Raw genomic sequence first — 24,200 nt, forward strand, 5'->3', positions numbered from 1 at the left:
TTCAAGCAGTGCAAGCACAAAATCGCGAAAATGGCGCGCTTGTTTATATATTCGTCGATTTAGTCCAGCTTCAAAAAGTGTTCGCGATAATAAGCCAACTCTTTGATAGACTCACGAATATCGTCCAATGCCAAATGGGTATTTTGCTTGCTGAAACCATTGAGAATTTCCGGTTTCCAGCGGGCGGCTAATTCTTTTAATGTGCTCACATCAAGGTGGCGATAATGGAAATAGTCGGCAAGTTCGGGCATGTATTTGAACAGAAAACGTTTATCTTGCGCCACGCTATTGCCGCAAATTGGGGAAGCGCCTTTGGGGACGTATTTTTTCAGAAAATCCAATGTTTGCAATTCGGCAGCGCGTTCGGTTAATTTGCTGTTTTTCACCCGTTCTACCAAACCGTTTGCCGTGTGGGTTTTGACGCACCAGTCGCTCATGTTGTTGAGTAACTCATCAGATTGGTGCACGGCTAAAACCGGGCCTTCGGCGAGAATGTTTAAATTTTTGTCAGTGACAATGGTAGCGATTTCAATAATGCGTTCTTTTTCCGGATCCAAGCCCGTCATTTCAAGGTCAATCCAGATCAGATTTTGTTTATCTAATTCCATTATATAAGGTATCCTATGCGAAAATTTTTCCTATTCTAGCGAAAAACGCTATAAAAAACGACCGCACTTTTTATGAGTAAACCCAAATTAACCCAAAATCAAAAACGCCGTATTCAATCCAACAATCATAAAGTATTACACCGCCATCAGAAGAAAGACATTGACTGGCAGGATGATATGCTGGGCGAGTCGCAGGACGGCTTGGTGGTGACCCGCTATGCCCGTCATGCGGATGTGGAAAATGTGCAGGGTGAGATTTTTCGTTGTAACTTGCGTCGTACCTTGGCAAGCGTGGTGGTGGGCGATAGGGTGATTTGGCGTCGTGGCAACGAACAATTACAGGGCATTAGCGGCGTCATTGAGGGCGTTCATCCGCGCAAAAATGAAATTTCCCGTCCGGATTATTATGACGGCATCAAAGTTATTGCTGCCAATATTGATCGCATTATTATCATTTCTTCTGTGTTGCCGAGCCTGTCATTAAATATCATTGATCGTTATTTGGTGGTGTGTGAAGAGGCAAAAATCGAACCGATTATTGTGCTGAATAAAGCGGATATGCTGACGGAACAACAGTGGCAGGAAGTGGATTCCCAGTTGGAAATCTACCGTAACATCGGTTATCAAACCTTGATGGTTTCCGCGCAGAACGGAAAAAATCTGGAAAAACTGACCGCACTTTTATCAAGTGGTGTGTCGATTTTTGTGGGGCAATCCGGCGTGGGAAAATCCAGTTTGATTAATGCCGTACTGCCGCATGTGGACGCGCAGATCGGGGAGATTAGCTCGACTTCTGGGCTAGGGCAACATACCACCACCTCCTCCCGTTTATACCATTTACCGCAAGGCGGCAGTTTAATTGATTCGCCGGGTATTCGTGAGTTTGGCTTATGGCATTTGGAAGATGAACAGATTACGAAAGGGTATCGCGAATTTCAAACGGTGTTGGGAACTTGTAAATTCCGCGATTGTAAACATTTGAATGATCCGGGGTGTGCTTTACGTCAAGCAGTGGAAGAGGGCAAAATTAGCGCCGTTCGCTATGAAAATTACCACCGTTTATTGGCCAGCAAAAAGGAAATGAAGTCACAACGGCATTTTTCTATGGAATGACATGATTTACCGTTTTTTAGGTATGAAATGTTAATTTTTAGTTAAGGGATTAATCGATTTTGCAGTTTTTTTGTGATCCAATTCAAACTTTTGGGCAAAACGCCTTGCATCAAAACCGTAGACACAGGATACTGCCACTTATTTATTTTAGTGTTTTAAATAAATATATGACGAAATGCTGAGATAAATTTAACGCGTTCTATTAACTTTTTAGAGGAAAGTAACATGTATTCAAAAGATGTTGAAATCACTGCGGCTAATGGTTTACACACACGTCCGGCAGCACAATTTGTAAAAGAAGCGAAAGCTTTTGCTTCCGACATTACTGTCACCTCCGCCGGTAAAAGTGCCAGTGCAAAAAGTTTGTTCAAGTTGCAAACCTTAGCGTTGACTCAGGGAACCGTAATTACTATCTCGGCAGAAGGTGACGATGCGGAAAAAGCCGTTGAACATCTTGTTGCATTAATCCCTACATTAGAATAATTCAGTAGCCATAATTTGCCTCCTTATTGCTTAACAAAAGCATTCGGACGGTAAATTATGGCTTTTATTCTATTTAGTCGGTGATTGATTTTTGTTCGGTTTAATTTTTTGTTCAGTTTAATAAGAAGGTTACTATGATTTCAGGAATTCCAGCTTCTCCGGGCATTGTTTTTGGCAAGGCGCTTGTGCTTAAAGAAGAAAAAATTGTACTTGATACGCAAAAAATTAAAGACAGCCAAATTGAAGAGGAAGTGGCGCGTTTTTATGCAGGGCGTGATGCGGCGGTTGAGCAGTTAAATTCAATTAAAGAGCGGGCTTATCAATCTTTAGGCGAAGAGAAAGCGGCTATCTTTGAAGGTCATTTGATGATTTTGGAAGATGAGGAACTGGAAGAGGAAATCCTTGATTACCTTCGTTCAAATCATGTAAACGCTGCGGTTGCCGCCAATGTAGTTATTGATCAGCAAGTAGCAATGTTATCCGAAATTGATGACGAATATCTGAAAGAGCGTGCCGGTGATATTCGGGATATCGGTAATCGTTTAATTAAAAATATCTTAGGTATGCATATTGTTGATTTGGGCGAAATTAACGAAGAAGCAATTTTGGTTGCCTATGATTTAACTCCTTCCGAAACGGCACAGTTAAATTTAGATAAAGTGTTGGGCTTTGTCACCGATATCGGTGGTCGCACATCTCACACCTCCATTATGGCGCGTTCCCTTGAATTGCCTGCTATCGTAGGGACAAATAACGTCACGCAAAAAGTAAATACCGGCGATTATCTGATTCTTGATGCATTAAATAATGTCGTTTATGTCAATCCGTCTCAAGCAGACATTCAACGCTTGCAAGCATTACAGGCAAAATTGGCGGAAGAAAAAGCCGAATTGGCAAAATTAAAAGATTTACCGGCACTGACCTTAGACGGTCACCGTGTAGATGTGGTGGCGAATATCGGTACCATTCGTGATGTGGAAGGAGCAGAGCGTAACGGTGCAGAAGGTGTAGGTTTATATCGTACCGAATTCTTATTTATGGATCGTGATCAGCTACCGAGCGAAGAAGAGCAGTTCATTGCTTATAAAGAAGTGGTTGAAGCGATGAACGGCAATTTAGTTGTATTGCGTACCATGGACATTGGTGGTGACAAAGAGTTGCCATATTTGAACTTACCGAAGGAAATGAATCCGTTCTTGGGCTGGCGTGCCGTTCGTATTGCTTTGGATCGTCGTGAAATTCTACACGCACAACTCAGAGCGGTGTTACGCGCATCCGCTTACGGTAAATTGGCGGTGATGTTCCCGATGATTATTTCCGTGGAAGAGATTCGTGAATTGAAATCTGTGATCGAGGCGTTAAAAGTGGAATTGCGTAACGAAGGTAAAGCCTTTGACGAAGACATTCAAGTCGGCGTGATGGTAGAAACTCCGGCGGCGGCGGTTAATGCCAAATTCTTAGCCAAAGAAGTGGATTTCTTCAGTATCGGTACCAATGACTTAACTCAATATACATTGGCGGTTGACCGTGGTAACGAATTAATTTCCCACTTATATAACCCAATGAGTCCATCCGTGCTGAACTTAATCAAACAGGTGATTGATGCGTCTCACGCCGAAGGTAAATGGACGGGAATGTGCGGTGAATTGGCAGGTGATGAGCGCGCAACGATTCTGTTATTAGGCATGGGCTTAGACGAATTCAGTATGAGCGCTATTTCTGTACCGCGTATTAAGAAATTAATCCGTAACGTGAATTATCAAGATGCAAAAGCATTGGCTGAAAAAGCGTTACAGCAACCGACCGCTGCTGAAATCGAAACCCTGGTTTCTGATTTTTTGACTGAAAAAGCATTAAATTAGATACAATTTTCAGATTTTAAGCTAAAATACGACCACATTTTTTAATTTCAGGAGAGTAAAAATGGGTTTATTTGACAAATTATTTGGTTCAAAAGACAAGAAAGCCGTTGACGTAGAAATCTATGCGCCGCTTTCCGGAGAAATCGTGAACATTGAAGACGTTCCGGATGTTGTATTCTCTGAAAAAATCGTTGGTGACGGCGTGGCAATTCGTCCGACCGGTAACAAACTGGTTGCGCCGGTTGACGGCGTCGTCGGTAAGATCTTTGAAACCAACCACGCCTTTTCAATGGAATCAAAAGAAGGTGTTGAATTATTCGTCCACTTCGGGATTGACACCGTTGAGTTGAAAGGTGAAGGTTTTACCCGTGTTGCGGAAGAAGGTCAAACTGTAAAACGTGGTGATACCATCATTGAGTTGGATCTTCCGTTATTAGAAGCGAAAGCTAAATCCGTATTAACCCCGGTGGTGATTTCTAATATGGATGAAATCAGCAACATCGAGAAAAAATCCGGTGAAGTGGTTGCCGGCGATTCTGTTGTGTTGGTTCTGAAAAAATAACGAACATAAAATAAGAAAAAGGCTTACTTGTGATGAGTAAGCCTTTTTTAATGCATCAAAAAAACACTTCAGATGATGACCGCACTTTTCCCTTGGAAGAAAAAAGTGCGGTCGTTTTTTCAGGTGTTTTTAGTTGGCAATGCCTTTGTGGCGTAGCAGCGCGTCTAATTGCGGTTCACGGCCACGGAAGTTTTTGAACAGCGTCATCGGTTCTTCCGAACCGCCTTTAGTGAGGATTTCGTTTAAGAAGGATTGCCCTGTTTTGGCGTTAAAAATCCCTTCTTCCTCAAAGCGGGAATAGGCATCCGCCGATAACACTTCCGCCCACAAATAGCTGTAATAGCCCGCCGCATAGCCGCCGGCGAAAATATGGCTGAAGCTGTGCGGCATTCTTCCCCATTCGGCACCCGGAATTACGGCGACTTGGCGTTTCACTTCATGCAACATATCCAGCACTTGATTTTGTTTGTTCGGATCGAACGTGTGATGCAATCGGAAATCAAACAAGGCAAATTCCAATTGACGCAACACGAACATTGCCGCTTGGAAGTTTTTCGCTTTGAGTAATTGGGTTAATTTTTCTTTTGGCAACGGTTCACCTGTTTGGTAATGACCGGAAATGAATTGTAGGGCGTCTTCCTCCCAGCACCAGTTTTCCATAAATTGACTTGGTAATTCCACCGCATCCCAAGGCACGCCGTTAATGCCGGCAACATCCGCCACATCAATTTTGGTCAGCATGTGGTGTAAACCGTGACCGAATTCGTGGAACAGCGTCGTGACTTCATCGTGAGTAAATAATGCCGGTTGATCACCAAGCGGGCGATTGAAGTTACAGGTTAAATACGCCACCGGTTTTTGCAAACTGCCGTCGATAGTTTTGCGACGACCGATACAATCGTCCATCCAAGCGCCGCCGCGTTTGTGTTCACGGGTGTATAAATCCAAGTAGAAGCTGCCGCATACTTCATTGTTTGCGTCGATTAAATCGAAGAAACGTACGTCTTTGTGCCAGGTTTCCACATCGTGGCGTTCTACCGCACGAATGTTGAAAATGCGTTTAATCAGTTCAAATAAACCGCTCAGCACGCGATCTTCCGGGAAATACGGACGCAATTCTTCATCGTTGATGGCGTATAAATGTTGTTTTTGTTTTTCGCTGTAAAAGGACAGATCCCACAGCTCAAGTGCGGTCAAATTATAGTGCGTTTTGCAGAAGTCTTTTAATTCCTGTAATTCGCGTTCGCCCTGTGCTTTGGAGCGTGTCGCCAGATTTTCGAGGAAGTCCAGCACTTGTTTTGGATTTTCCGCCATTTTGGTGGCGAGAGATAGTTCGGTGTAGGTGTTGAAATCCAGCAATTTGGCTAATTCGACGCGTAGGCTTAGGATTTCCTGCATAATCGCCGAGTTGTCCCATTTGCCGGCATTCGGGCCTTGGTCTGAGGCGCGGGTAGCGAAGGCGCGATACATTTCTTCACGTAATTCACGGTTTTCGCAATAGGTCATCACCGGAATGTAACTTGGAAATTCCAAGGTGAAACGATAGCCGCTTAAACCTTTGCTTTCCGCCGATTGTTTGGCGGCTTCCAGTGCGGATTCCGGCAAGCCTTTGAGCAGACTTTCGTCTTCAATGACTTTTTCCCAACCCATGGTGGCGTCTAACACGTTATTGCTAAATTGTGAGGTGAGTTCGGACAAACGCGCGGCGATTTCACCATAACGTTTTTGTTTTTCCTGCGGCAGGGAAATGCCCGATAATTTGAAATCGCGCAGGCTGTTTTCAATGGCTTTCTTTTGTGCCTGACTATAATCGGCGAATTCTGCGCTGTTTTTTAATTGCAAATAGGCTTCGTATAAGCCCTGATGTTGTCCGACCCAGGTACTATATTCCGCCAATAACGGCAAACAGGCTTGGTAGGCTTCGCGTAATTCGGGGCTGTTTTTTACCGAATTTAAATGGGAAATCGGCGACCAAACTTTGCTTAACCGATCGCCGGCTTCCGTTAACGGCAGAATGAAGTTTTCCCAAGTAAAGTGCGGTTGTTTTACCACGCGTTCGATGGTTTCGCGGTTTTCCTGAATCAGTTGCTTAATGGCGGGTTCGATATATTGCGGTTCGATTTTAGAGAATGCAGGTAATGCGGTTGGCGTGAGTAATGGATTTGTCATTAAAATGTCCTTTGTTATCGGTAAAAGTAATTAGTTAAATTGGGCCGGATTTTATGATTTCAAGCTTGAAAAATCCACTGATTCAAGGATAATTGCGAACAATTTTTATTTTGAGGTTTTCCATGAAGTATTTTTACATCGGATTAGGTTTCGTTTTCTTGGCACTTGGCATTGTGGGGATTGTCGTTCCTATTTTGCCTACCACGCCGTTTTTGCTTTTGACGTTATTTTTCTTTGCCAAAGGTTCCGAACGTTTACACAACTGGTTTGTGAGCACCAAAATCTATCAAGCTCATTTGAAAGATTTTCACCAACATCGCGCCTTAACCAAAAAAGCCAAAATCTACATTTTGACCCTTTCTACTTCCATGTTGATGCTGGGATTTTATTTCACCCCGAGCATTATCGGCAAAAGCGTGATTATTGCTGTCTTGCTGATTAAATATTGGTTTTTCTTTTTCTGGATCAAAACCCTCGAAGAAGAATAAAGCATTCGACTGGTGTATAATACGCGCATTTTATTTCACCGGTTTATTCAAATGCGTATTTTCCACTTTAAAAGTGCGGTGCTTTTTTTCAGTGTTTTTTTGCTGAATGCTTGTGATGAGGACACTCAAAAGCCCGCCGAACCTCCCTCAAATGTTACCGTTCACGTAACGCCGCAACCACCGCAAACCAGTCGTCAGTTGTTGGTGCGCGGCGTTTATTCCGATTTATTCTTAAATCCGTTGCAGGCTTCAAATATCGAGCAATTTGCGTTTCTGCGCGATATTTTTGAAGGGCTGGTGATCTACGATGCGCAAGGCAATGTGATGCCGGCAATGGCGGAAAGTTGGCAAACCAAAGATAACAAAATCTGGCGGTTTACTTTACGGCAAGAGGCAAAATGGTCTAACGGCGAGCCTGTTACCGCACAGCAATTTGTCGAAAGTTGGCAACATTTGGCAAAATCCGCTTCTCCTTTTAAACACTATTTAAGTTACATTAACTTGGCGAATGCGGAAAAGGTGCTGAAACAAAGCCGGCCGCCTGACCAGTTAGGAATCGTCGCCGAAAACGACCGCACTTTGCGTCTTACTTTGGATAAACCGACGCCTTATTTGCCACAGATGTTGGCGCATATCAGCCTGCTTCCGCAATATTTGAAAGCGCACGACGGCATTGTGACGAACGGTGCTTATCAGGTTAACGGGCAGCAAGGGGATCGTATTCATTTGGAAAAAAATCCGCATTATTGGGCGAAAGAGAAAGTCTCGTTCAAAAACGTGGATTATCAAAAAATCGCCCCGCAGCAGGATGTCACGGCACTGGATATTGTGTGGCAGCCACAACAACAAAACGCGCAAATGCAATATTTCCCGCAACTTTGCACCTATTTTTACGCTTTCAATTTCAAAACGCCGCAATTAGCGCAAGGCTCCGTACGCAAAGCGTTGGCGATGATGACGTCCGCCCGCAATTTGTTGCCTGAAAATAAAGGGATGATTCATTTAACGGACAATTTTTTGCCAATTTCCATGCAAACCGTGGAAAGCCGATGGGAGCAAACGCCCGTTGAACAATTATTGAGTCAAAGCCAAATTAGCGAAAAGTCCCCGTTAAAGCTGACCTTAAGCTACGATGAGTCAGAATTGCAAAGCCAACTGGTGCAAGGATTGATTCGTATGTGGTCGCAGTCGGACATGATTCGAATTATCGGCGAAGGCATGCCGAAAGCACAGTTGTTGGAACATATTGCCAAAGGGAATTTTCAGATTGCCCGCTCGGGTTGGTGCGCCGATTACAACGAGCCGTCGGCATTTCTGAGCTTGTTTTATAGCCATAGCCCGGACAACAAAAGCGGCTATCGCAACAATGAACTGGATCGTTTGTTCGAGCAAAGCCTAGCCGTCATTCCTGCACCGGAACGCACCGCACTTTACGAACGAATCGAACAAATTCTACAAGAGGAAAACGTGGTGCTGCCGTTATATCAATCCACCGTTCCCATCTATCTTAACCCAAGTTTAAACGGCTACGACCCCGCCAACCCGACGGAAGTGATTTACAGTAAGGATTTGTTCCGACGGATTCAGTAAAAGTGCGGTGAATATTTTTTTATTTTCTATATGAATTTATAGCGCGTGATTCCCTTAAATAAAGCAGGCTGAAGGGCAAGCTAAACAGCAGGAAAAGCGCGTATAAGGCGGCGACATCGTCTTGTGCGGTCAACTGTAAATACCCCAGCCATAAATATGCCGCCCCGCTGCAGGCCTGTATTGCATAGAACAACAGCACCGGCAATTTGAGCAGCTCCCTATAATGAAATTCCCGCAAATCGGCAATAAACAATAAACCGACCGCAACGGCTAAAAAACCGCTGACACCGGGAACCGGGGCGATTTGTGAAGCGAAATAACAGAGCAGAAACAGCATTTTTAAATTGCGATACACCAGATTCGGCACAAAGAAAATGTTATTTTGCGGCAGGTTCTGTAACGCGCGTTGACAGAGTTGCACACTGAGTTCTACGGAAAGGTAAACCAACAATAGGTTATAAAGGGTTAAAAGTCCGTCGGCGATGCGTGCGGAATAAATAAAGGCGAAGATAATCAGTAAGTTGGCGATACTCATCAACACCGCGAGAGGCCGTTTAATCATAATACACCACCCCATTAAAGCGGGTCGCCACTACCTCTTCTTCATAACGATTATCCCGTTGATTCAGCGGTTCCGGCAAAAAAATCGATTGTTTGATGTGCATGCCTTTAGTGCTGAGTAACAGAATTTCATGACTTAATCTTGCCGCCTCAAAGCGATCATGGGTTACTAACAGGCAAGCCAAGCCTTGTTCGCTGATACGATTGGCTAATATCGCGGTTAAATTATTGCGTAAATCGCGATCCAATCCGACAAACGGTTCATCCAGCAACGCCAAGTCGCAATCGCTCAAAAATAAGCGTAACAAGGCGATTCGTTTTGCCATGCCGCCGCTAAGCTCAATGGGGTATTTTTTCAGATCGTCGGGCTGTAAACCAATGTCGGCGGCTAAGTTAAAAATACGTCGATTATCGGGTTGGGTCATAAAAATGCGAATATTTTCCAACGCATTTAAATTGTTCAAGAGACGATTTTCCTGAAACATAAAACCGACTTTGCGAAAACGATTGGAAATTTGACCGCACTTTGGCTTTGCCAATCCGCTGATCAAACGCAACACGGTGGTTTTTCCGCAGCCGCTCGGCCCAAACAGGGTTTTCACTTCACCTGCCGCCAAATCAAAATTGAAATTGTCCACAATCACGTCATTAAAAATCTGATAACGAACCTGCCGTAAACTGAGCATTATCTTCTCCAGGGCATAAATAAAATTTCCAAGGGTTTGGTGATGAAATATTCAAACAATGCCACAAATAAAATCACTAAACATACATAAGCCATGACGGTGGTGGTTTCCAGCATGGCGCGTGCATCGGCAATACGGGAGCCGATACCGTCGCTGGCACCTAACAATTCCGCCATAATCACCACCCGTGCGCCGGTTGCCACAGCAATGTTGACGCTGGAAATGATGTAAGGGGTTAAGTGCGGTAAATATAAATAACGGATTTTTTTGTATAGATTGAGTTTATACACGTTAAACAGTTCGATAGCCTGTGGATCCAAGCTGGAAACGGCAATGGCGGCTGAGGCAAAGGTCAGTGGCGTGATGATGATAATAATGGTGAACAGCACGCTCACATCGCCGAAGCCAAACCAAAATAGCGCCATCACGATCCAAATAATCGGTGGCATGGCGAGTAAAACCGTAATCATCGGTTTGAGTACTGCCATTACCGTTTTGAACGAGCCTGCGATCATGCCGAACGTCAACCCTAAAATCAGTGAAGTGATGACGCCAATCAGCGCCCGTTTAAGGGAAATATCCAGTTGATTGAAGGTAAATTGGCGCAATAATTCTGCCGCCAATTTGAACACATCAAGGGGATTCGGCAGCATAAATTCACCGAATGCCACGCTGCCGAGTTGCCATAACGCAACAAACCCCGCACAAATGCCCAAGGTGGCAAAGCCGCTCCATAAATAATCAAGAAGAGAAAAGAGCGGTGCCTGCGGTTTACGGACTTTGTTAATTTTTAGCATAGGAAAAAGGACTCGTTAGGCAATTTTCCGCCTAACAATTTCGGATTAAAGCGCATCAGAATGTCGTAGAACTGCATAATTTCCTGTTTCAATTCGCTGCCTTTAATGACGCTTAAATTGGCGAATGGCAAGCCTTCGGCAATAGCTGGCGCCGGTGCCGGAAAATATTTCGTGCCGATGTCCGCTGCCTGTGCCGTGTTGGCGAGGATCCAAGTTAAAGCGTCAGTGAGATCTTGCTGAAAGGTGTCAAAGTGCAGTTGATTTTCACGGTAAAAATCCACGTTGGCAATAATGCCCGCTTGTGGAATCAGCGGTTTCGTATTAAAGGCCTCCGCCCAAAGTTGTTGAATGTTCAAACTGCGTTCTACATTCACGCCCATGGCTTTGCCTTTTAAAATACAGGCGCTGGTGAGCGGTTCCGCTAAGAACGCCACATCGTAATCTTTACTTAAAAACAGCCCTACCGCTTCGGCCGGCGCGGCGGAGTAGGTGATATCCACCTTGCTTTGATCGATTTTAAATTGTTGTAACAGGGCGCGCAGCATGATGTCCGGCATATCATTTTTAAACGGCACAATAATTTTTTTGCCCGTTAAATCGCCGAATTCCGATAAGGTTTTTTTGCTGACAAAGTTGGTAATGCCGGTGGTCAGAATATTAATCATGCCCACGTTTTGTCCTTGATTACGAAGGTTTACGCCCACATTGCTCGGGCTCATCATCACTTTAAATTCACCGCTGGAAACACCGGCACGCAGTTGATCGGGGTTACGCCAAAGCTTAAGCGTCACATCCATTTGTTTGGCAAGTCGCCCCTGTAAGGCGGCAATGGCGATGATTAAACTTGGCAGGGCAGGGGCGCCGTAAACGGTAAAAGCCGCTTTATTTTCGGCAAAGGCTTTCGGCAGAACGCCGGCTAACATTAACGCAGAAGTTAGTTTCAGAAATTCACGTCTTTGCATGTGTTGCTCCTTTGAGAAGTTAATTTCTTTGATGAGAACAATTATCGTTTATATGCTAGCACGTTATTTTCTGTCTAAGAAGTATCTAATTGGGGTTAAAAGAAACAAAAAGCACAACCTGATTTAGGCTGTGCTTCATAAATAGGGTCAAAAGTGCGGTTGGTTTTTCCGTTATTTTTTCGGCACTTCTTCCTGACAATACGGACATTCCATTAAATGCTGTTCGCCGTTGTGCACGATAAAATGGCCCATTTTTTTCGCTTTAGTATCCAAATAAGCGGTGTTGTAGCGATTTTCGCCCACGTTTAACGGCACACGCTCAACCACGTTAATGCCCGCTTGTTTCATGGTTTCGATTTTTTCCGGGTTATTGGTCAGCAGGCGAATTTGTTTGACGCCCAGTAAATCGAAAATATCCGCACACACGCTGAAATTACGCTCGTCGGCAGCAAAACCCAAGGCAAGATTCGCCTCAATGGTATCCATGCCCTGATCTTGCAGGGAATAGGCGCGGATCTTGTTAATCAATCCAATGCCGCGCCCTTCTTCACGATGATAAATTAACACGCCGCGCCCTTCTTGTTGAATTTGGCGCAATGCCGCCGCCAGTTGGAAACCGCAGTCGCATTTTAAGCTGTGTAACGCGTCACCGGTGAGGCACTCGGAATGGATGCGCGCCAGCACGGGCTCTTCCGAATTGCGGACGTCGCCTAATACTAACGCGACGTGTTCTTTTTTGCTGTCGGGGAATTCAAATCCTACGATTTTAAATAACCCGAATTCCGTCGGTAAATTGGCCTGGGCGACGAGTTCAATTTTTGCCATAACTTGTCCTTATTTGTCCTTATTCTTTTTCTTTTGCCGAATTCTGATGATAAAATGGCAGTCCGATTCTTATTTATGGTTATGAATATGTTAAAAAGATTGTCATTATATACACTATTGCTTTGTCTTGTCCCTATTTTTGTCTGGTTATCCGCGTGGCAGTGGAGCGGAAATCTGGCGTTTGAGCATTATGAACATCCTTTATATTGGTTGACAGAAACGGGTAGTGTGCCTTATGCCATCATTACTTGCGGCGTTTTTGCGTTGCTCTTTTTACCACTCTTTTCCAACCGTAAACAATGGATTTTAGCTGTTGCTGTCATGGCTTTTTCAATGGTTATCACGCAAGGGTTGAAATCCGGTTTAAAAAATGTCTTTGCCGAGCCGCGCCCTTTCGTCACCTATGTCGCCGAGCAAACCGGCACGGGCACGGATGCCTTTTATGCGCAGGATCGCAAAGCGCGGGCGCAGTTTGTGGAGCAATTTTATCAAACCCAACCTTCGGTTCCGGAATGGATTAAAGGGCATTATGCCGACGAAGTGGGTTATTCTTTTCCATCCGGACACACCATTTTCGCCGCCAGCTGGCTCATGTTAACGGTGGGCTTTATGCAGTTGATCGGCAACCGAAAAGGGCGCGCAAAATTGTTAATTGGCTTTATGACGATCTGGGCGGTGTTGATGTTAGTCAGCCGTTTACGTTTCGGCATGCACTATCCCATCGATTTATTCATTTCGGTGTTAATCGCCTGGTTGGTGCACTGGGTGATCTTCGCATTTTTAGACAAAAAGCAATATTTCCAAAAAACGGAATAAGTTTGCTAAAAGTGCGGTCGTTTTTTCAGGTATTTATTGAGTATTGTAAAAGGAGAAGCGTATGTTATACGGACTCGATATCGGCGGAACCAAGATTGAGCTGGCAGTGTTCAATTCTCAGTTGGAGAAGCAATATAGCGAGCGGGTGGAAACACCGAAAACCAGTTATGAAGATTGGCTGAATACTATTGCCGATTTGGTGAAAAAAGCCGATGAAAAATTTAACTGCAAAGGTTCCGTCGGCTTAGGCATTCCGGGGTTTGTTAATCAAACTACCGGCATTGCGGAAATCACCAATATTCGTGTGGCGGACAACAAACCGATTTTGCACGATTTAGCGGCGATTTTAGATCGTGAAGTGCGCGCCGAAAATGACGCCAACTGCTTTGCGCTGTCCGAAGCATGGGATGCGGAAAATGCGCAATATCCTTCTGTTTTAGGCTTAATTTTAGGCACGGGTTTCGGCGGCGGTTTCGTGTTAAACGGCAAAGTGCATTCAGGGCAAACCGGCATGGCAGGTGAGCTTGGGCATTTGCAACTGAACTATCACGCGCTGAAATTGCTCGGTTGGGACAACGCTCCGATTTATGACTGCGGTTGCGGTAACAAAGCCTGTTTGGATACGTATTTATCCGGTCGCGGCTTTGAAATGTTATACCGCGATTTAAAAGGCGAAGCCTTATCGGCGAAAGACATCATTCAACGCTTCTACGCCGGTGATAAAAGTGCGGTGGATTTTGTCGGCGTTTTTGTAGAGCTTGCAGCGATTTCTATCGGCAACATCATCACCGCTTTCGATCCGCATCTTATTGTGCTCGGCGGCGGATTATCCAATTTCGATTATTTATACGAAGCGCTGCCGAAAGCCTTACCGCCGCATTTAATGCGTAGCGCCAAAGTGCCGGTGATTAAAAAAGCCAAATACGGCGATTCCGGCGGTGTGCGCGGCGCAGCGGCATTGTTTTTATCCCGTTAATTTACAAATAAAAAAGGCTGAAGTGATTTCAGCCTTTTCTTTTTGTTTTCACTTATGGATTCAGCAAATTATCAACGGTTTCCACTTCCAATCTGCCTTGTTCCACCCGAATGGCTTTGGCAGCTTGTTTAATCATCATATCCCGTGGATTTTTTTCATCCAGCGTATAAATCGGCGTATTGCTCAAATACGCGGAAATGTTGTTCGTTAATAACGGAATTAGGCTTTGCACCTGTCCCATATATTGCTCCGGTGAGCCGGACCAACGCAATACGCGAATATCTTTTAAATACACCGCGCCTTTTTGTGCGTCGTAGTAAGGCACGGTATCAAAGGTTAAGTTTAATTTGGCGGAAAATTGATCCGTCGGCAGTTTGAACAAACCATCGATAATGCCGCTTAATTCCAAGCGTTTTTCGGCGGTTTGCCCGATTTTTGCACTGAAATCATGTAGGTTGTAATCTACGCTGGCAAGTCCGGGAATACCGTAATTATTTTTATAATTATTGTGTCGGCTGAGTAATTGATTGATTTCATTTTCGCCGATGGCAAGGGCGAAAGCCGATGTTGATAAGGTTGAGGTTAGCAATAATGCGCAAAACAATGTGATGAATTTCTGTTTTAACCATACAAACATAAATGTTCTCCAAATAGTAGGGCTTGTGGACGTTTCAAAAATACTTGCGTTGTCGCTCAAAATTGCCACAGGCAATGAACAAAACGCAGTGAATAGCGGGACTATTAACAAGTTTTGCGAAGCAGAATGTGGCAATTTTGAGCACAACCCGAAGGGACGGGACTGTTTTTCGCCAATCCTGCGTTGAAAAATTCTTATTTAGATGACTAAATCGCGAATTTTCCGCCTTGTCTTGGCGAAAAACAGTCTCCGTCGCAAGCATTTTTGAAACGTCCACAAGCCCTAAGGTTTTAAAAAAATAAAAAAACGGTTAAACTAGACCGCACTTTATTAACTCAGGGAGCTCTTTTTTATGCATAAATATATCACCAAAGTGACCTTATGCTCATCCATTTTACTTTTATCCGCCTGCGGTGCTTTACCCGGTTCCAAAACCGAAAGCGCACCGGGCGTCGTTACCGAAGCCGCTCCGGCAACTGCCGATGTAAAAGCTTTATTGCAAAAAGCGGAAACCTTGCCGACATTTGAGTACGTTCATAATAATACGCAATATGTGGCTTACTTAAATGGACAACCGGAATTGATTAAAGTTAGTCAAGGCAGCGATAATAAATTCTTTTTCTATAAAGGCGGGAAGGTTTCCGTTATTCAAGAAAACGGCAACGTTCACCACGTTGAGGGCGCAAACGAAGGGCAAAAAGCGTTGGTTGCCGAAGCCGCCAAATTACACAAAATGTTAGGCACTAACAGTGCGGATAAAGGCGCAGCCAATGTGAAAACCGGCAATGATGCCAAATTGAATTACCTTTGTATTGCGAAAATTCAACAAGTGGCGCAAACCAACCGCGTATTTCGCAGTTCCGCCAACCAAGCGAACAGCGATTCCCGCTTAACCGCCGATGTGCGTTTGAACGGCAACCAATTCTACAAAATGGATTGTCAATTAGCCGGTAATCGTGTGGCTAAATTAAGTTTAATCAAAAAATAATCAAGGATGATTTCGCGAAAAGTGCGGTTAATTTTGACCGCACTTTGCGTTTATGGGGTATTGCATTATGTCGGATTTATCTCCGCTTTCTTTTGAGCAATATGTTCGGCAGTTATTGACGGAACATAAAGGAGAGCGGGTCTATCATTTTACCTACGGGAACAAAAGCTACTGGCTGAAACAGCCTGAACAGCTGAAAGGTGTGTGGCATTTGCTCAAACCGCATCCGCAACAAGCCTTTCAAAACGAAATCCAAAGTTTGCAATATCTTGCCCGACAACTGGCACCGGTACCGAAATTAGTCGCATTCGGAGAAGATTATCTGGTGCTGGAGGATGGCGGCAAAAGCGTGGTGAATTGGATAAATGACAACATTTCCGAACAAACCAAACAACAAATTTTACTGGATTGCGCTAACGCCTTGGCAATGTTGCACCAAAAGGGCTTGGTGCACGGGCGCCCGGCAATTCGGGATATTTTATGGCGTGACGGTAAAGTGCTATTTATTGATTTTGAAGTGGATGTCACGAGGCGGGATTTGCCTCATCAAAAGGCGCGGGATTTGATTTTATTTATTTATAATCTCTGTCGCGAAGAAAATATAACCGACGAAACCGTGCGTATGGTCATGCGTCGTTATCAAAAATATTGCGAACCGCAGGAATGGCACGACATGATGTCTTCCGTGTGTCATTATCGTTTTTTGTATTATTTATTGTTGCCGTTTAAATGTGTTGCCAAAAAAGATTTAATCGGCGTGTATCGTCTGTTTAAAAATGTGGAGAAGGTAAAAAGGGGCAAAACATGAAAAAATTTATCCTTGCCGTATTTATCCTATTTAGCCTGACGGCCTGCTCGGTGGGCGTCGGCGCGAGTGGCGGCTCAAATGGCGTCGGCGTCGGTTTTGGTGTCGGCAGCGGTATTAGATTCTAAAAAATGCCCGATAAGTTGAATTATCGGGCATTTTTTCGTTTTTTACTGTTCTTCAGAAAGATAACGAATTAACCCTTCTTGTTGGGTGGTGGCAATGAGTCTGCCGTCGGCAGCAAAGAATTGACCGCGTGCCAAGCCACGGGCAGCGTAAGCGTTGTTGCTTTCAATGGCGTATAACAGCCAATCGTTCATGTCAAAAGGACGATGGAACCAAATGGAATGGTCAATGGTGGCGACTTTCATGCCTTTTTGTAAAAAGCCTTTTTCGTGCGGATGAAGTGCGGTCAAAATGCAATGAAAATCCGAGAAATAGGCAAGCAGGCATTGCTGAATGCGGTAATCCGTCGGCGCTTCGCCGTTGGTGCGCACCCAAGAAAATTGTTGCGGCGGCAGTTTGCGTCCGTGGAACGGGTTATTCAAGTATTTGGTGCGAATGTCAAAAGGGCGTTCGGCGGTGAACTTATCACGTACCGCTTCCGGAATCATTTGTGCCATTTGTTGAATCACCGAGCTTTCCGACATCAGCGCATCAGGTGCTTCCACTTTTGGCATCTCGCTTTGATGCTCAAAGCCATGTTCAAGGGTTTGGAAAGAGGCGGTAATGTGGCAAATCGGGGATTTATGTTGAATGGCTTTTACGCGCATGGCAGTGAAATTTCTGCCTTCGCGCAAAATTTCCACATCATAAATAATCGGATATTGGCTGTCGCCGGGCGATAAAAAATAGGCGTGACAAGAATGTAAAAAACGATCCGTCGGTGCCACCTGAATGGCGGCGGAAAGGGCTTGTGCCACAACCTGACCGCCGAAAACCTGACGGAAGCCCAGATCCTGACTTTCCCCACGAAAAAGTAAATCGTCAATTTTTTCCAGTTTTAACAGTTCGATAAGTTGGTTAAGTGCGGTCATTATTTTCCTCGTTTTTGTGTAAAGTTCGGGCTGTTCCGAATTTATCCTGAGATAAAATTTGCAATTCGGCAGGGCTTAATGCATAATGCGAAGCCTTAATCGCCGGTTAAACCGGCGGTTAATTCAATGGAAACCTTTTCGGTCCCTCGCAATGAAGTCTGGTTTACCAGGTCAGGTTCGGAAGAAAGCAGCCAGAGTCAGAATTTTCGTGTGCCGAGACTAAGCCGGAAAGGTTTCCACCTTTCCAGCCTCTTTATTTTAAATCCGTTGCGTCAATTGCTTGAAAAAGCCTTTTTCTTTGTTGATTAATTCCTTATACGAGCCTTGTTCAATCAATCGGCTATTATCAATCACCACAAGCTGATCAAACTGCTCAATAGCGGTTAAGCGGTGCGTGACCATAATCAAGGTTTTACCTTTGCAGTGCGCTAAAATCGCTTGCAGAATATGGCGTTCGGTTTCTCGATCCAAACCTTCCGTCGGCTCATCTAACAGTAAAATCGGCGCATCATTTAACAGCACCCGCGCCAAGCCTAAACGGCGTTGTTCACCACCCGACAACGGACGGCCGCCGTCTCCTAGCCATAAATCTAAGCCTTGTTCTTGATTCACGAGTTTTTCCAAACCGACTTGTTGTAGGACGGCAATCATCTTTTCATCGCTCAATGGCGTGTGGTTGGCAAGTTGCAGATTGTTACGCAAGGTATCGCTGAACACATGCACCCGCTGGGTTAAAAAGCAAAATTGTCGGCGTAAAGCCGTTTCGCCATACGCCTGAATTGGGTTGCCCGCCAATAAAATTTCACCTTGATTGGCGTCATAATTGCGCACCAATAATTGAAGCAACGTAGATTTGCCGCTACCGGTTTTGCCTAAAATCGCGACTTTTTCTCCGGCTTGAATATTGAGACTTAAATCCACTAACGCAGGATTGTCTCGTTGCGGATAAGTGAAATGGACATTTTGGATTTGCAGCAGCGGCTGTTGCGCGTTGTTTTCCACGGATTGCGTGCCGGAAAAATCAACCAATGGCTGTTGCTCGATAATATCCGTCACCCGTTCGGCGGACGCCACCACTTGCCCGATGTGCAAAAATGCCGCGCCGATAGGCATCAGAATTTCAAAGGAGGCGAGGGCGGCAAAGGTAAATAAGCCGATAAATGCCGCGCGGTATTCGTCGTTGCCTAAATCCACCTGGGCGGCAAACCACATGACGATACATAAAATCAAGCCGTTGGCGAACAATAAAAGTGCGGTGGAAAATCCTGATAAATTCGCTTCCCGTTGTTGATAGGCTTGCCATTGTTCTTCTGTTCGGCTCAATTTTTCTTTGGCGTTTTCTTCGCCGTTAAACAGCAATAACTCGGCTTGTGCTTGAATAAATTCGAGAAACTGTGTGCGATAAAGGGCGCGGGATTGGGTAAGTTTTGCACCGAATTTATTACCCAAATGATAGAAAATCGTCGGGATCACCAGCAATAATGCCAATAATGTTAAGCCGAGAAACAAGGCGAGTGGGGCGTTGATAAAACTTAGCCCGATCGTGATCAAGGCAATCACCAAAATGGCACTGACAAAAGGCGCGATGAGGCGAAGATAGAGGCTGTCCAGCGTATCCACATCGGCGACCAAACGATTTAATAAATCGCTATTGCGATAACGGTTAAGTACCGCTGGGCTTAACGGAATGATTTTGCTGAATACCTGTACGCGTAATTTTGCCAGTACGCGGAAAGTGGCGTCGTGGGTGACGACTTTTTCAAAATAACGCGCCACTGTGCGCCCGATTGCTAAGCCGCGCACACTGGCGGAGGGGTAGAAAAAGTTAAATAACGACCCGAAGCCGGCGATTGCGGTGGCAGCGAGGAACCAGCCGGAGAGCGTTAGTAAACCGATACTGGAAGCCAGTCCCAAAATCATCAACAAGCCGCCTAAAATTAACGGTAGCTTGGCGAATGTAAATAAACGAAGAAAAGGTAATAAAGCACGCATTAGTGAATATCCTGTTGTCGTTGTGCCAATAATTCGGCGAAGAAACCTTGGTGTTGCAGTTGGTCGAAATGCCCCTGCTGAATAATTTGTCCGTGGCGCATCACCAGAATGTTGTCGCATTGTTTCAGATCTTCAATGCGGTGGGTGATCATCACCGTGGTTTGTTGACGGCTGATGTGTTGTAGCGCCTGTAATACCTGATTTTCCGATTGGGCGTCAAGGCTGGCGGTGGGTTCGTCCAATAACAGCAAATCGCCTTTGCGCAATAGCGCACGCACCACAGCTAAACGTTGTGCCTGCCCGACAGAAACGCCGATGCCGCCTTCTTTGATTTCAGCATCCAGCCCGAGGCGATCGGTAAATTCTTTTGCTTGCGCCAAATTCAATGCCTGATCGATTTCCTGTTCTGAAGCTTGAATGTCGCCCAATAATAAATTTTCTTTCATCGTGCCTTGCAGCAACAGCGGGTTTTGCCCCACCCAAGCGATGTGTTTGCGCCATTGGGTTAAATCCAAATGGCATAACTCTTGCCCGTTAATTTTCAGGCTACCTTCATAAGGCAGAAAACCTAAAATGGCATTGATCAGGGAGGTTTTGCCTGCGCCACTTTGTCCGACAATGGCGATGTGGCTGTATGCCGGAATATGGAAATTTAGGGCTTCGGTCAGCGGTTTGCCTTGCGGTGACAACACCACCAGATTTTCACCTGAAATTTCCACCGCACTTTCGCTTTCAAAGGCCGCTTTATTGTCGCCTTGCGCGATTAAATAATCTTCCTCGAGGAAGTTCACAATGGCATCTGCCGCCCCGATACCGGCGGCGCGGTCGTGGTAATAGGTGCCGAGATCACGCAGCGGTTGATAAAATTCCGGTGCAAGAATTAAGCAGAAGAAGCCGATAAACAGCGTAATCGGCGTACCGTAAGTGCCGAATTCAATTTGTCCTAAATAACTAAATCCGAAATACACCGCCATTAAGGCAATGGAAATAGATGTGAAAAATTCCAACACAGCAGAGGAGAGGAACGCCATTTTCAGTACGTCCATGGTGGTTTCGCGGAAATCTTCCGTGCTTTCTTCAATGTGACGGGTTTGCTCCGTCGTGCGGTCGAATAAACGCAAGGTTTCCAACCCGCGCAGACGATCCAAAAATTGACCACTTAAGCGCGCTAATGTGTCCATGTTTTTTTGGCTACTGTCCGCCGCCGCTTTGCCCACTAAAATCATGAAAATCGGAATCAGCGGCGCCGTGCCCATTAAAATTAAGCCTGCTGCCCAGTTCAGCGGAAACACGACAATCAGAATAATCATTGGCACAATGGCGGAAAGTGCCTGTTGCGGCAAGTAGCGGGCGTAGAAATTATGCAGATTTTCCACCTGTTCCAACATGATGGTCGCCCAGCTGCCGGCCGGTTTGTTATTAATAGTGGCAGGTCCGACCTGATGGATTTTATCCAGAATCTGTTGGCGAATAATATTCCGTAATAATTGACCGCACTTAAAGCCGATTTTTTCCCGTAACCACAAAATCAATGCGCGCAATGTAAAGCCAATGACCAAGCCGACAAAATAAAGCGTTAAGTCGGTCACCGATTCTTCAAGAATAATGAGTTTATACAGCAATGACGCCAACAAATAGGTTTGCGCTACTAAAATCACGGAAGAAACGGAGGCAAGCAAAATATTGAGGTTTAAATATTTTTTGATCGGCTTTTGCTGCGTGCGAAGCCATTGTTGCAAATATTTTTGACGGGATTTGTCCATAGGATACGGTTTTACAAGAGAGAGAAAAACGTAAGGTGGGCTTAACGCCCACCATTTATAACATCATGATTTCATTGACGGAATTACCGCCATTGTCACATTATTTCTGTGCGTCTAAATAACGCTCGGCATCTAATGCCGCCATACAGCCGGTACCTGCGGAAGTAATAGCTTGGCGATAATTATGATCCATCACATCGCCCGCAGCAAACACACCTTCCACAGATGTGGCGGTCGCATTACCCTCCAAGCCGGATTTCACTACGATGTAGCCGTTATTTAATTCCAGCTGACCTTGGAAGATTTCCGTATTCGGCGCGTGACCGATTGCCACAAACACACCATCTAACATCACATCTTCCGTTGTGCCGGATTGCACATCTTTCAAACGAATGCCGGTGACACCCATGTTGTCGCCCAATACTTCCTCTAAAGTGCGGTGGGTATGCAACACGATTTTGCCTTCTTCCACTTTTTTGTATAAGCGATCGATGAGAATTTTTTCTGCGCGGAAACTGTCGCGACGGTGAATCAAATGCACTTCGGAAGCGATATTGGCTAAATATAAGGCTTCTTCCACTGCGGTGTTGCCTCCGCCGATCACCGCCACCGGTTTATTGCGATAGAAGAAACCGTCGCAAGTAGCGCAAGCGGACACGCCACGACCTTTATAGCTTTCCTCGGAAGGTAAGCCCAGATAACGGGCGGAAGCGCCTGTGGCAATAATTAATGCGTCACAGCTGAAGGTTTGCGCGTCGCCGTACAATTTGAACGGACGGGAGGACAAATCCACGCGGTTAATATGATCAAAGACGATTTCCGTCTCGAATTTTTCCGCATGTTGTAGCATTCTTTGCATCAATTCCGGGCCGGTGGTTTCGCCGAAATCGCCCGGCCAGTTTTCAATTTCACTGGTGGTCGTTAATTGACCGCCTTGTTGTAAGCCGGTGACCAATACCGGTTTTAAATTGGCACGCGCCGCATAAATCGCCGCCGTGTAGCCGGCAGGGCCGGAACCTAAAATGAGTAATTGAGCGTGTTTAATATCCGACATAATAAATCCTTATATCATCTGAAAAATTGTGGGCGCTATTATAGAAGATTTCCCGTTAGTACAACAACGAATAGAGCAATCGGCGGTATTTATTAGTGACCGGATCGTTGTTGCCGATGGCGGCTAAAATGGATAAAAATTCCTGCTTGATTTTGCCCTCTTCCGCGCCTAAATCTTGACGTAAAATCGTAAATAACAAATCCAATGCCTCTTCGTTACGATTGGCTTGGTGCAATTGCAACGCCAGCTTTAACGCCAGATCGTTGCTTGGCTGTTTCGCAAATTCTTCCTGTAATTGTTGAATTTCCGGCGTGTCGGCGGCTTTAATTAACAGTTCGATTTGTGCCTGCAACCCCTGCCAGCGACTGTCGCGATCCTGCAACGGGATCTTGTTCAAAATCTGTTGTGCCGGCTCGGTTTTCTTCATGGCGATGTAGGTTTCCGCGTAGAGCAGGGCGATTTCGCTGTTTTTCTGATCAGACAATTCCCAGGCCTCTTTTAACAACGGCAATGCCTGCTCGTAATTTTCCACCGCAAGCAAATCCAACGCCTGATTAAACTTAATGTCCTCCTCTTTCGGCAAAATGGCACTCAAACGTTGTTGCAATGTGGCGTTGTCCAATGCCCCCTGAAAGGCATCCAACGCCTGCCCGTCTCTGAATAAATAGGTGGTCGGCAACGCCTGAATACGGAATTGCGCGGCGACCATTTGTTCTTTTTCACAATTCACCTTGGCTAACACAAATTGCCCTTGGTATTGATTGGCATTCGTTTCCAAGGTTTTTACAAACGCCATGGAATCGGCATGACTTGGCGCGTAAAAGGTGATAACTAAAGGATGTTGTTGTGAAAGTTGTAATATTTCGTTGAGATTTTGCTCGTTGAGGTCACGAATCGCGGGAAAATCGGTCATGGTTGTCTCTTAATTTTGAATGAAATGAATGGCGCGCATTATAGCAAAGTGCGGTGGTTTTTTTTAGTGTTTTGGGCGCGAATATCTATTCTTAGGTAACTGTGCTTGCAAAAAAACAGGCATTAATTTTGAGTCATAACATCGCTGGTTAAATGATATATCGGGCTTATTTTTCATTATGTCTTACTCACATATTGATGATAGTCGGTAGTTTTTGCATACACACAACCAAAGCGGCTTTTTTCGCTTTTCCGTGGATAGAAAATGAAATTACTCAGTGACACAATTCGTTTGGATGAGAATCTGCCGCTTAATTTGAGTAGGGTTGAGGAGGTGAGGTTTAAATTCGATTGAATAATGTTTGCTCATAAAAAATCTGCACCTTAACGAAGCAGTTGATTATTCCGGCTTTTAAGGTGCAGATTTCTTCTAATGTTTTATCCAACGTGCCGTAAAACTCCGTCCTTCAGGGCGGAGATATAAGGCACAAACGGCGTAAGCCGTTTCAAACCT

At 45.0% G+C, this 24,200-nt stretch carries 24 protein-coding genes and 1 other RNA gene; 12 read left to right on the forward strand and 13 right to left on the reverse strand.

Going from position 1 to position 24,200, the window contains the following annotated elements; all coding sequences use genetic code 11:
* Positions 1-59: 59 nt before the first annotated feature.
* On the reverse strand, positions 60-608 hold the full coding sequence (orn, locus tag DK430_RS12070; protein ID WP_109079307.1) for an oligoribonuclease: 549 nt from the start codon (positions 606-608) through the stop codon (positions 60-62).
* 72 nt (positions 609-680) lie between these two features.
* On the opposite strand from orn, the gene rsgA reads away from it, so the two are divergent.
* The 4 genes from rsgA (at position 681) to crr (ending at position 4,628) form a co-directional block, all read left to right on the forward strand.
* Positions 681-1,721 (forward strand): small ribosomal subunit biogenesis GTPase RsgA, encoded by a 1,041-nt coding sequence (rsgA, locus tag DK430_RS12075; protein ID WP_109079308.1) that lies wholly within the window; start codon positions 681-683, stop codon positions 1,719-1,721.
* Between the two features lie 225 nt (positions 1,722-1,946).
* A complete protein-coding gene (gene ptsH / locus DK430_RS12080) occupies positions 1,947-2,204 on the forward strand; it encodes a phosphocarrier protein Hpr (protein WP_109079309.1) in 258 nt (85 codons plus the stop codon).
* Positions 2,205-2,338: 134 nt separating this feature from the next.
* Positions 2,339-4,066, forward strand: a complete 1,728-nt coding sequence (gene ptsI / locus DK430_RS12085) for a phosphoenolpyruvate-protein phosphotransferase PtsI (protein ID WP_109079310.1) — start codon at positions 2,339-2,341, stop codon at positions 4,064-4,066.
* Positions 4,067-4,127: 61 nt separating this feature from the next.
* Positions 4,128-4,628: a PTS glucose transporter subunit IIA gene (crr, locus tag DK430_RS12090; RefSeq protein WP_109079311.1), complete on the forward strand. Its 501-nt coding sequence runs from the start codon at positions 4,128-4,130 to the stop codon at positions 4,626-4,628.
* Between the two features lie 129 nt (positions 4,629-4,757).
* On the opposite strand, the gene prlC is transcribed toward crr, so the two are convergent.
* Entirely contained in the window at positions 4,758-6,797 is a 2,040-nt protein-coding gene (prlC, locus tag DK430_RS12095) for an oligopeptidase A (RefSeq protein WP_109079312.1), read from the reverse strand.
* A gap of 122 nt (positions 6,798-6,919) precedes the next feature.
* Between prlC and DK430_RS12100 the strand changes: the two genes are divergently transcribed.
* Both DK430_RS12100 and DK430_RS12105 read left to right on the forward strand, forming a co-directional pair.
* Positions 6,920-7,285 carry a YbaN family protein gene (locus tag DK430_RS12100; RefSeq protein ID WP_109079313.1) on the forward strand — a complete coding sequence of 122 codons (366 nt, stop codon included), beginning with the start codon at positions 6,920-6,922 and terminating at the stop codon, positions 7,283-7,285.
* Between the two features lie 51 nt (positions 7,286-7,336).
* Entirely contained in the window at positions 7,337-8,875 is a 1,539-nt protein-coding gene (locus DK430_RS12105; RefSeq protein ID WP_109079329.1) for a peptide ABC transporter substrate-binding protein, read from the forward strand.
* Positions 8,876-8,894: 19 nt separating this feature from the next.
* Here the strand turns inward: DK430_RS12105 and DK430_RS12110 are convergent, their stop codons facing one another.
* The 5 genes from DK430_RS12110 to ribA all read right to left on the reverse strand — a co-directional run bounded on the left by DK430_RS12110 (position 8,895) and on the right by ribA (position 12,706).
* On the reverse strand, positions 8,895-9,437 hold the full coding sequence (locus DK430_RS12110) for a hypothetical protein (protein ID WP_109079314.1): 543 nt from the start codon (positions 9,435-9,437) through the stop codon (positions 8,895-8,897).
* Positions 9,430-10,122: an ATP-binding cassette domain-containing protein gene (locus tag DK430_RS12115; RefSeq protein WP_204352546.1), complete on the reverse strand. Its 693-nt coding sequence runs from the start codon at positions 10,120-10,122 to the stop codon at positions 9,430-9,432. The genes DK430_RS12110 and DK430_RS12115 overlap by 8 nt, the downstream gene beginning before the upstream one ends.
* Positions 10,122-10,919 carry an ABC transporter permease gene (locus tag DK430_RS12120; RefSeq protein ID WP_109079316.1) on the reverse strand — a complete coding sequence of 266 codons (798 nt, stop codon included), beginning with the start codon at positions 10,917-10,919 and terminating at the stop codon, positions 10,122-10,124. The genes DK430_RS12115 and DK430_RS12120 overlap by 1 nt, the downstream gene beginning before the upstream one ends.
* The gene (locus tag DK430_RS12125; RefSeq protein WP_109079317.1) at positions 10,913-11,881 is read right to left on the reverse strand and encodes an ABC transporter substrate-binding protein; all 969 of its coding nucleotides are present in this window, start codon (positions 11,879-11,881) and stop codon (positions 10,913-10,915) included. Before DK430_RS12125 ends, DK430_RS12120 begins: the two co-directional genes overlap by 7 nt.
* A gap of 171 nt (positions 11,882-12,052) precedes the next feature.
* A complete protein-coding gene (ribA, locus tag DK430_RS12130) occupies positions 12,053-12,706 on the reverse strand; it encodes a GTP cyclohydrolase II (protein ID WP_109079318.1) in 654 nt (217 codons plus the stop codon).
* 75 nt (positions 12,707-12,781) lie between these two features.
* On the opposite strand from ribA, the gene DK430_RS12135 reads away from it, so the two are divergent.
* Both DK430_RS12135 and nagK read left to right on the forward strand, forming a co-directional pair.
* Complete coding sequence (locus tag DK430_RS12135) at positions 12,782-13,522, forward strand: phosphatase PAP2 family protein (protein ID WP_109079319.1); 741 nt, start codon at positions 12,782-12,784, stop codon at positions 13,520-13,522.
* 61 nt (positions 13,523-13,583) lie between these two features.
* The gene (gene nagK / locus DK430_RS12140; RefSeq protein ID WP_109079320.1) at positions 13,584-14,498 is read left to right on the forward strand and encodes an N-acetylglucosamine kinase; all 915 of its coding nucleotides are present in this window, start codon (positions 13,584-13,586) and stop codon (positions 14,496-14,498) included.
* 52 nt (positions 14,499-14,550) lie between these two features.
* Here the strand turns inward: nagK and DK430_RS12145 are convergent, their stop codons facing one another.
* A complete protein-coding gene (locus tag DK430_RS12145; protein WP_109079321.1) occupies positions 14,551-15,135 on the reverse strand; it encodes a YceB family lipoprotein in 585 nt (194 codons plus the stop codon).
* A gap of 352 nt (positions 15,136-15,487) precedes the next feature.
* On the opposite strand from DK430_RS12145, the gene DK430_RS12150 reads away from it, so the two are divergent.
* The 3 genes from DK430_RS12150 (at position 15,488) to DK430_RS13435 (ending at position 17,056) form a co-directional block, all read left to right on the forward strand.
* Positions 15,488-16,123 carry a hypothetical protein gene (locus tag DK430_RS12150; RefSeq protein ID WP_109079322.1) on the forward strand — a complete coding sequence of 212 codons (636 nt, stop codon included), beginning with the start codon at positions 15,488-15,490 and terminating at the stop codon, positions 16,121-16,123.
* Positions 16,124-16,190: 67 nt separating this feature from the next.
* Positions 16,191-16,931: a lipopolysaccharide kinase InaA family protein gene (locus tag DK430_RS12155; protein ID WP_109079323.1), complete on the forward strand. Its 741-nt coding sequence runs from the start codon at positions 16,191-16,193 to the stop codon at positions 16,929-16,931.
* Positions 16,928-17,056, forward strand: a complete 129-nt coding sequence (locus DK430_RS13435; protein WP_275425153.1) for a hypothetical protein — start codon at positions 16,928-16,930, stop codon at positions 17,054-17,056. Before DK430_RS12155 ends, DK430_RS13435 begins: the two co-directional genes overlap by 4 nt.
* A 42-nt stretch (positions 17,057-17,098) precedes the next feature.
* Here DK430_RS13435 and tesB read toward each other — a convergent pair whose 3' ends face one another.
* On the reverse strand, positions 17,099-17,965 hold the full coding sequence (gene tesB, locus DK430_RS12160; protein WP_109079324.1) for an acyl-CoA thioesterase II: 867 nt from the start codon (positions 17,963-17,965) through the stop codon (positions 17,099-17,101).
* A gap of 135 nt (positions 17,966-18,100) precedes the next feature.
* Here tesB and ffs point away from each other — a divergent pair.
* Positions 18,101-18,199, forward strand: an RNA gene (gene ffs / locus DK430_RS12165) — signal recognition particle sRNA small type.
* Between the two features lie 24 nt (positions 18,200-18,223).
* Here the strand turns inward: ffs and cydC are convergent.
* The 4 genes from cydC to DK430_RS12185 form a co-directional block, all read right to left on the reverse strand.
* On the reverse strand, positions 18,224-19,957 hold the full coding sequence (cydC, locus tag DK430_RS12170) for a heme ABC transporter ATP-binding protein/permease CydC (RefSeq protein ID WP_109079325.1): 1,734 nt from the start codon (positions 19,955-19,957) through the stop codon (positions 18,224-18,226).
* Positions 19,957-21,720 carry a heme ABC transporter permease/ATP-binding protein CydD gene (cydD, locus tag DK430_RS12175; protein ID WP_109079326.1) on the reverse strand — a complete coding sequence of 588 codons (1,764 nt, stop codon included), beginning with the start codon at positions 21,718-21,720 and terminating at the stop codon, positions 19,957-19,959. Before cydD ends, cydC begins: the two co-directional genes overlap by 1 nt.
* A 100-nt stretch (positions 21,721-21,820) precedes the next feature.
* On the reverse strand, positions 21,821-22,774 hold the full coding sequence (trxB, locus tag DK430_RS12180; protein WP_109079327.1) for a thioredoxin-disulfide reductase: 954 nt from the start codon (positions 22,772-22,774) through the stop codon (positions 21,821-21,823).
* A gap of 55 nt (positions 22,775-22,829) precedes the next feature.
* Positions 22,830-23,687 carry a co-chaperone YbbN gene (locus tag DK430_RS12185; protein WP_109079328.1) on the reverse strand — a complete coding sequence of 286 codons (858 nt, stop codon included), beginning with the start codon at positions 23,685-23,687 and terminating at the stop codon, positions 22,830-22,832.
* Between the last annotated feature and the right edge of the window lie 513 nt (positions 23,688-24,200).

The organism is Aggregatibacter kilianii (genome assembly GCF_003129965.1).
Taxonomy (GTDB): Bacteria; Pseudomonadota; Gammaproteobacteria; order Enterobacterales; family Pasteurellaceae; genus Aggregatibacter; species Aggregatibacter kilianii_A.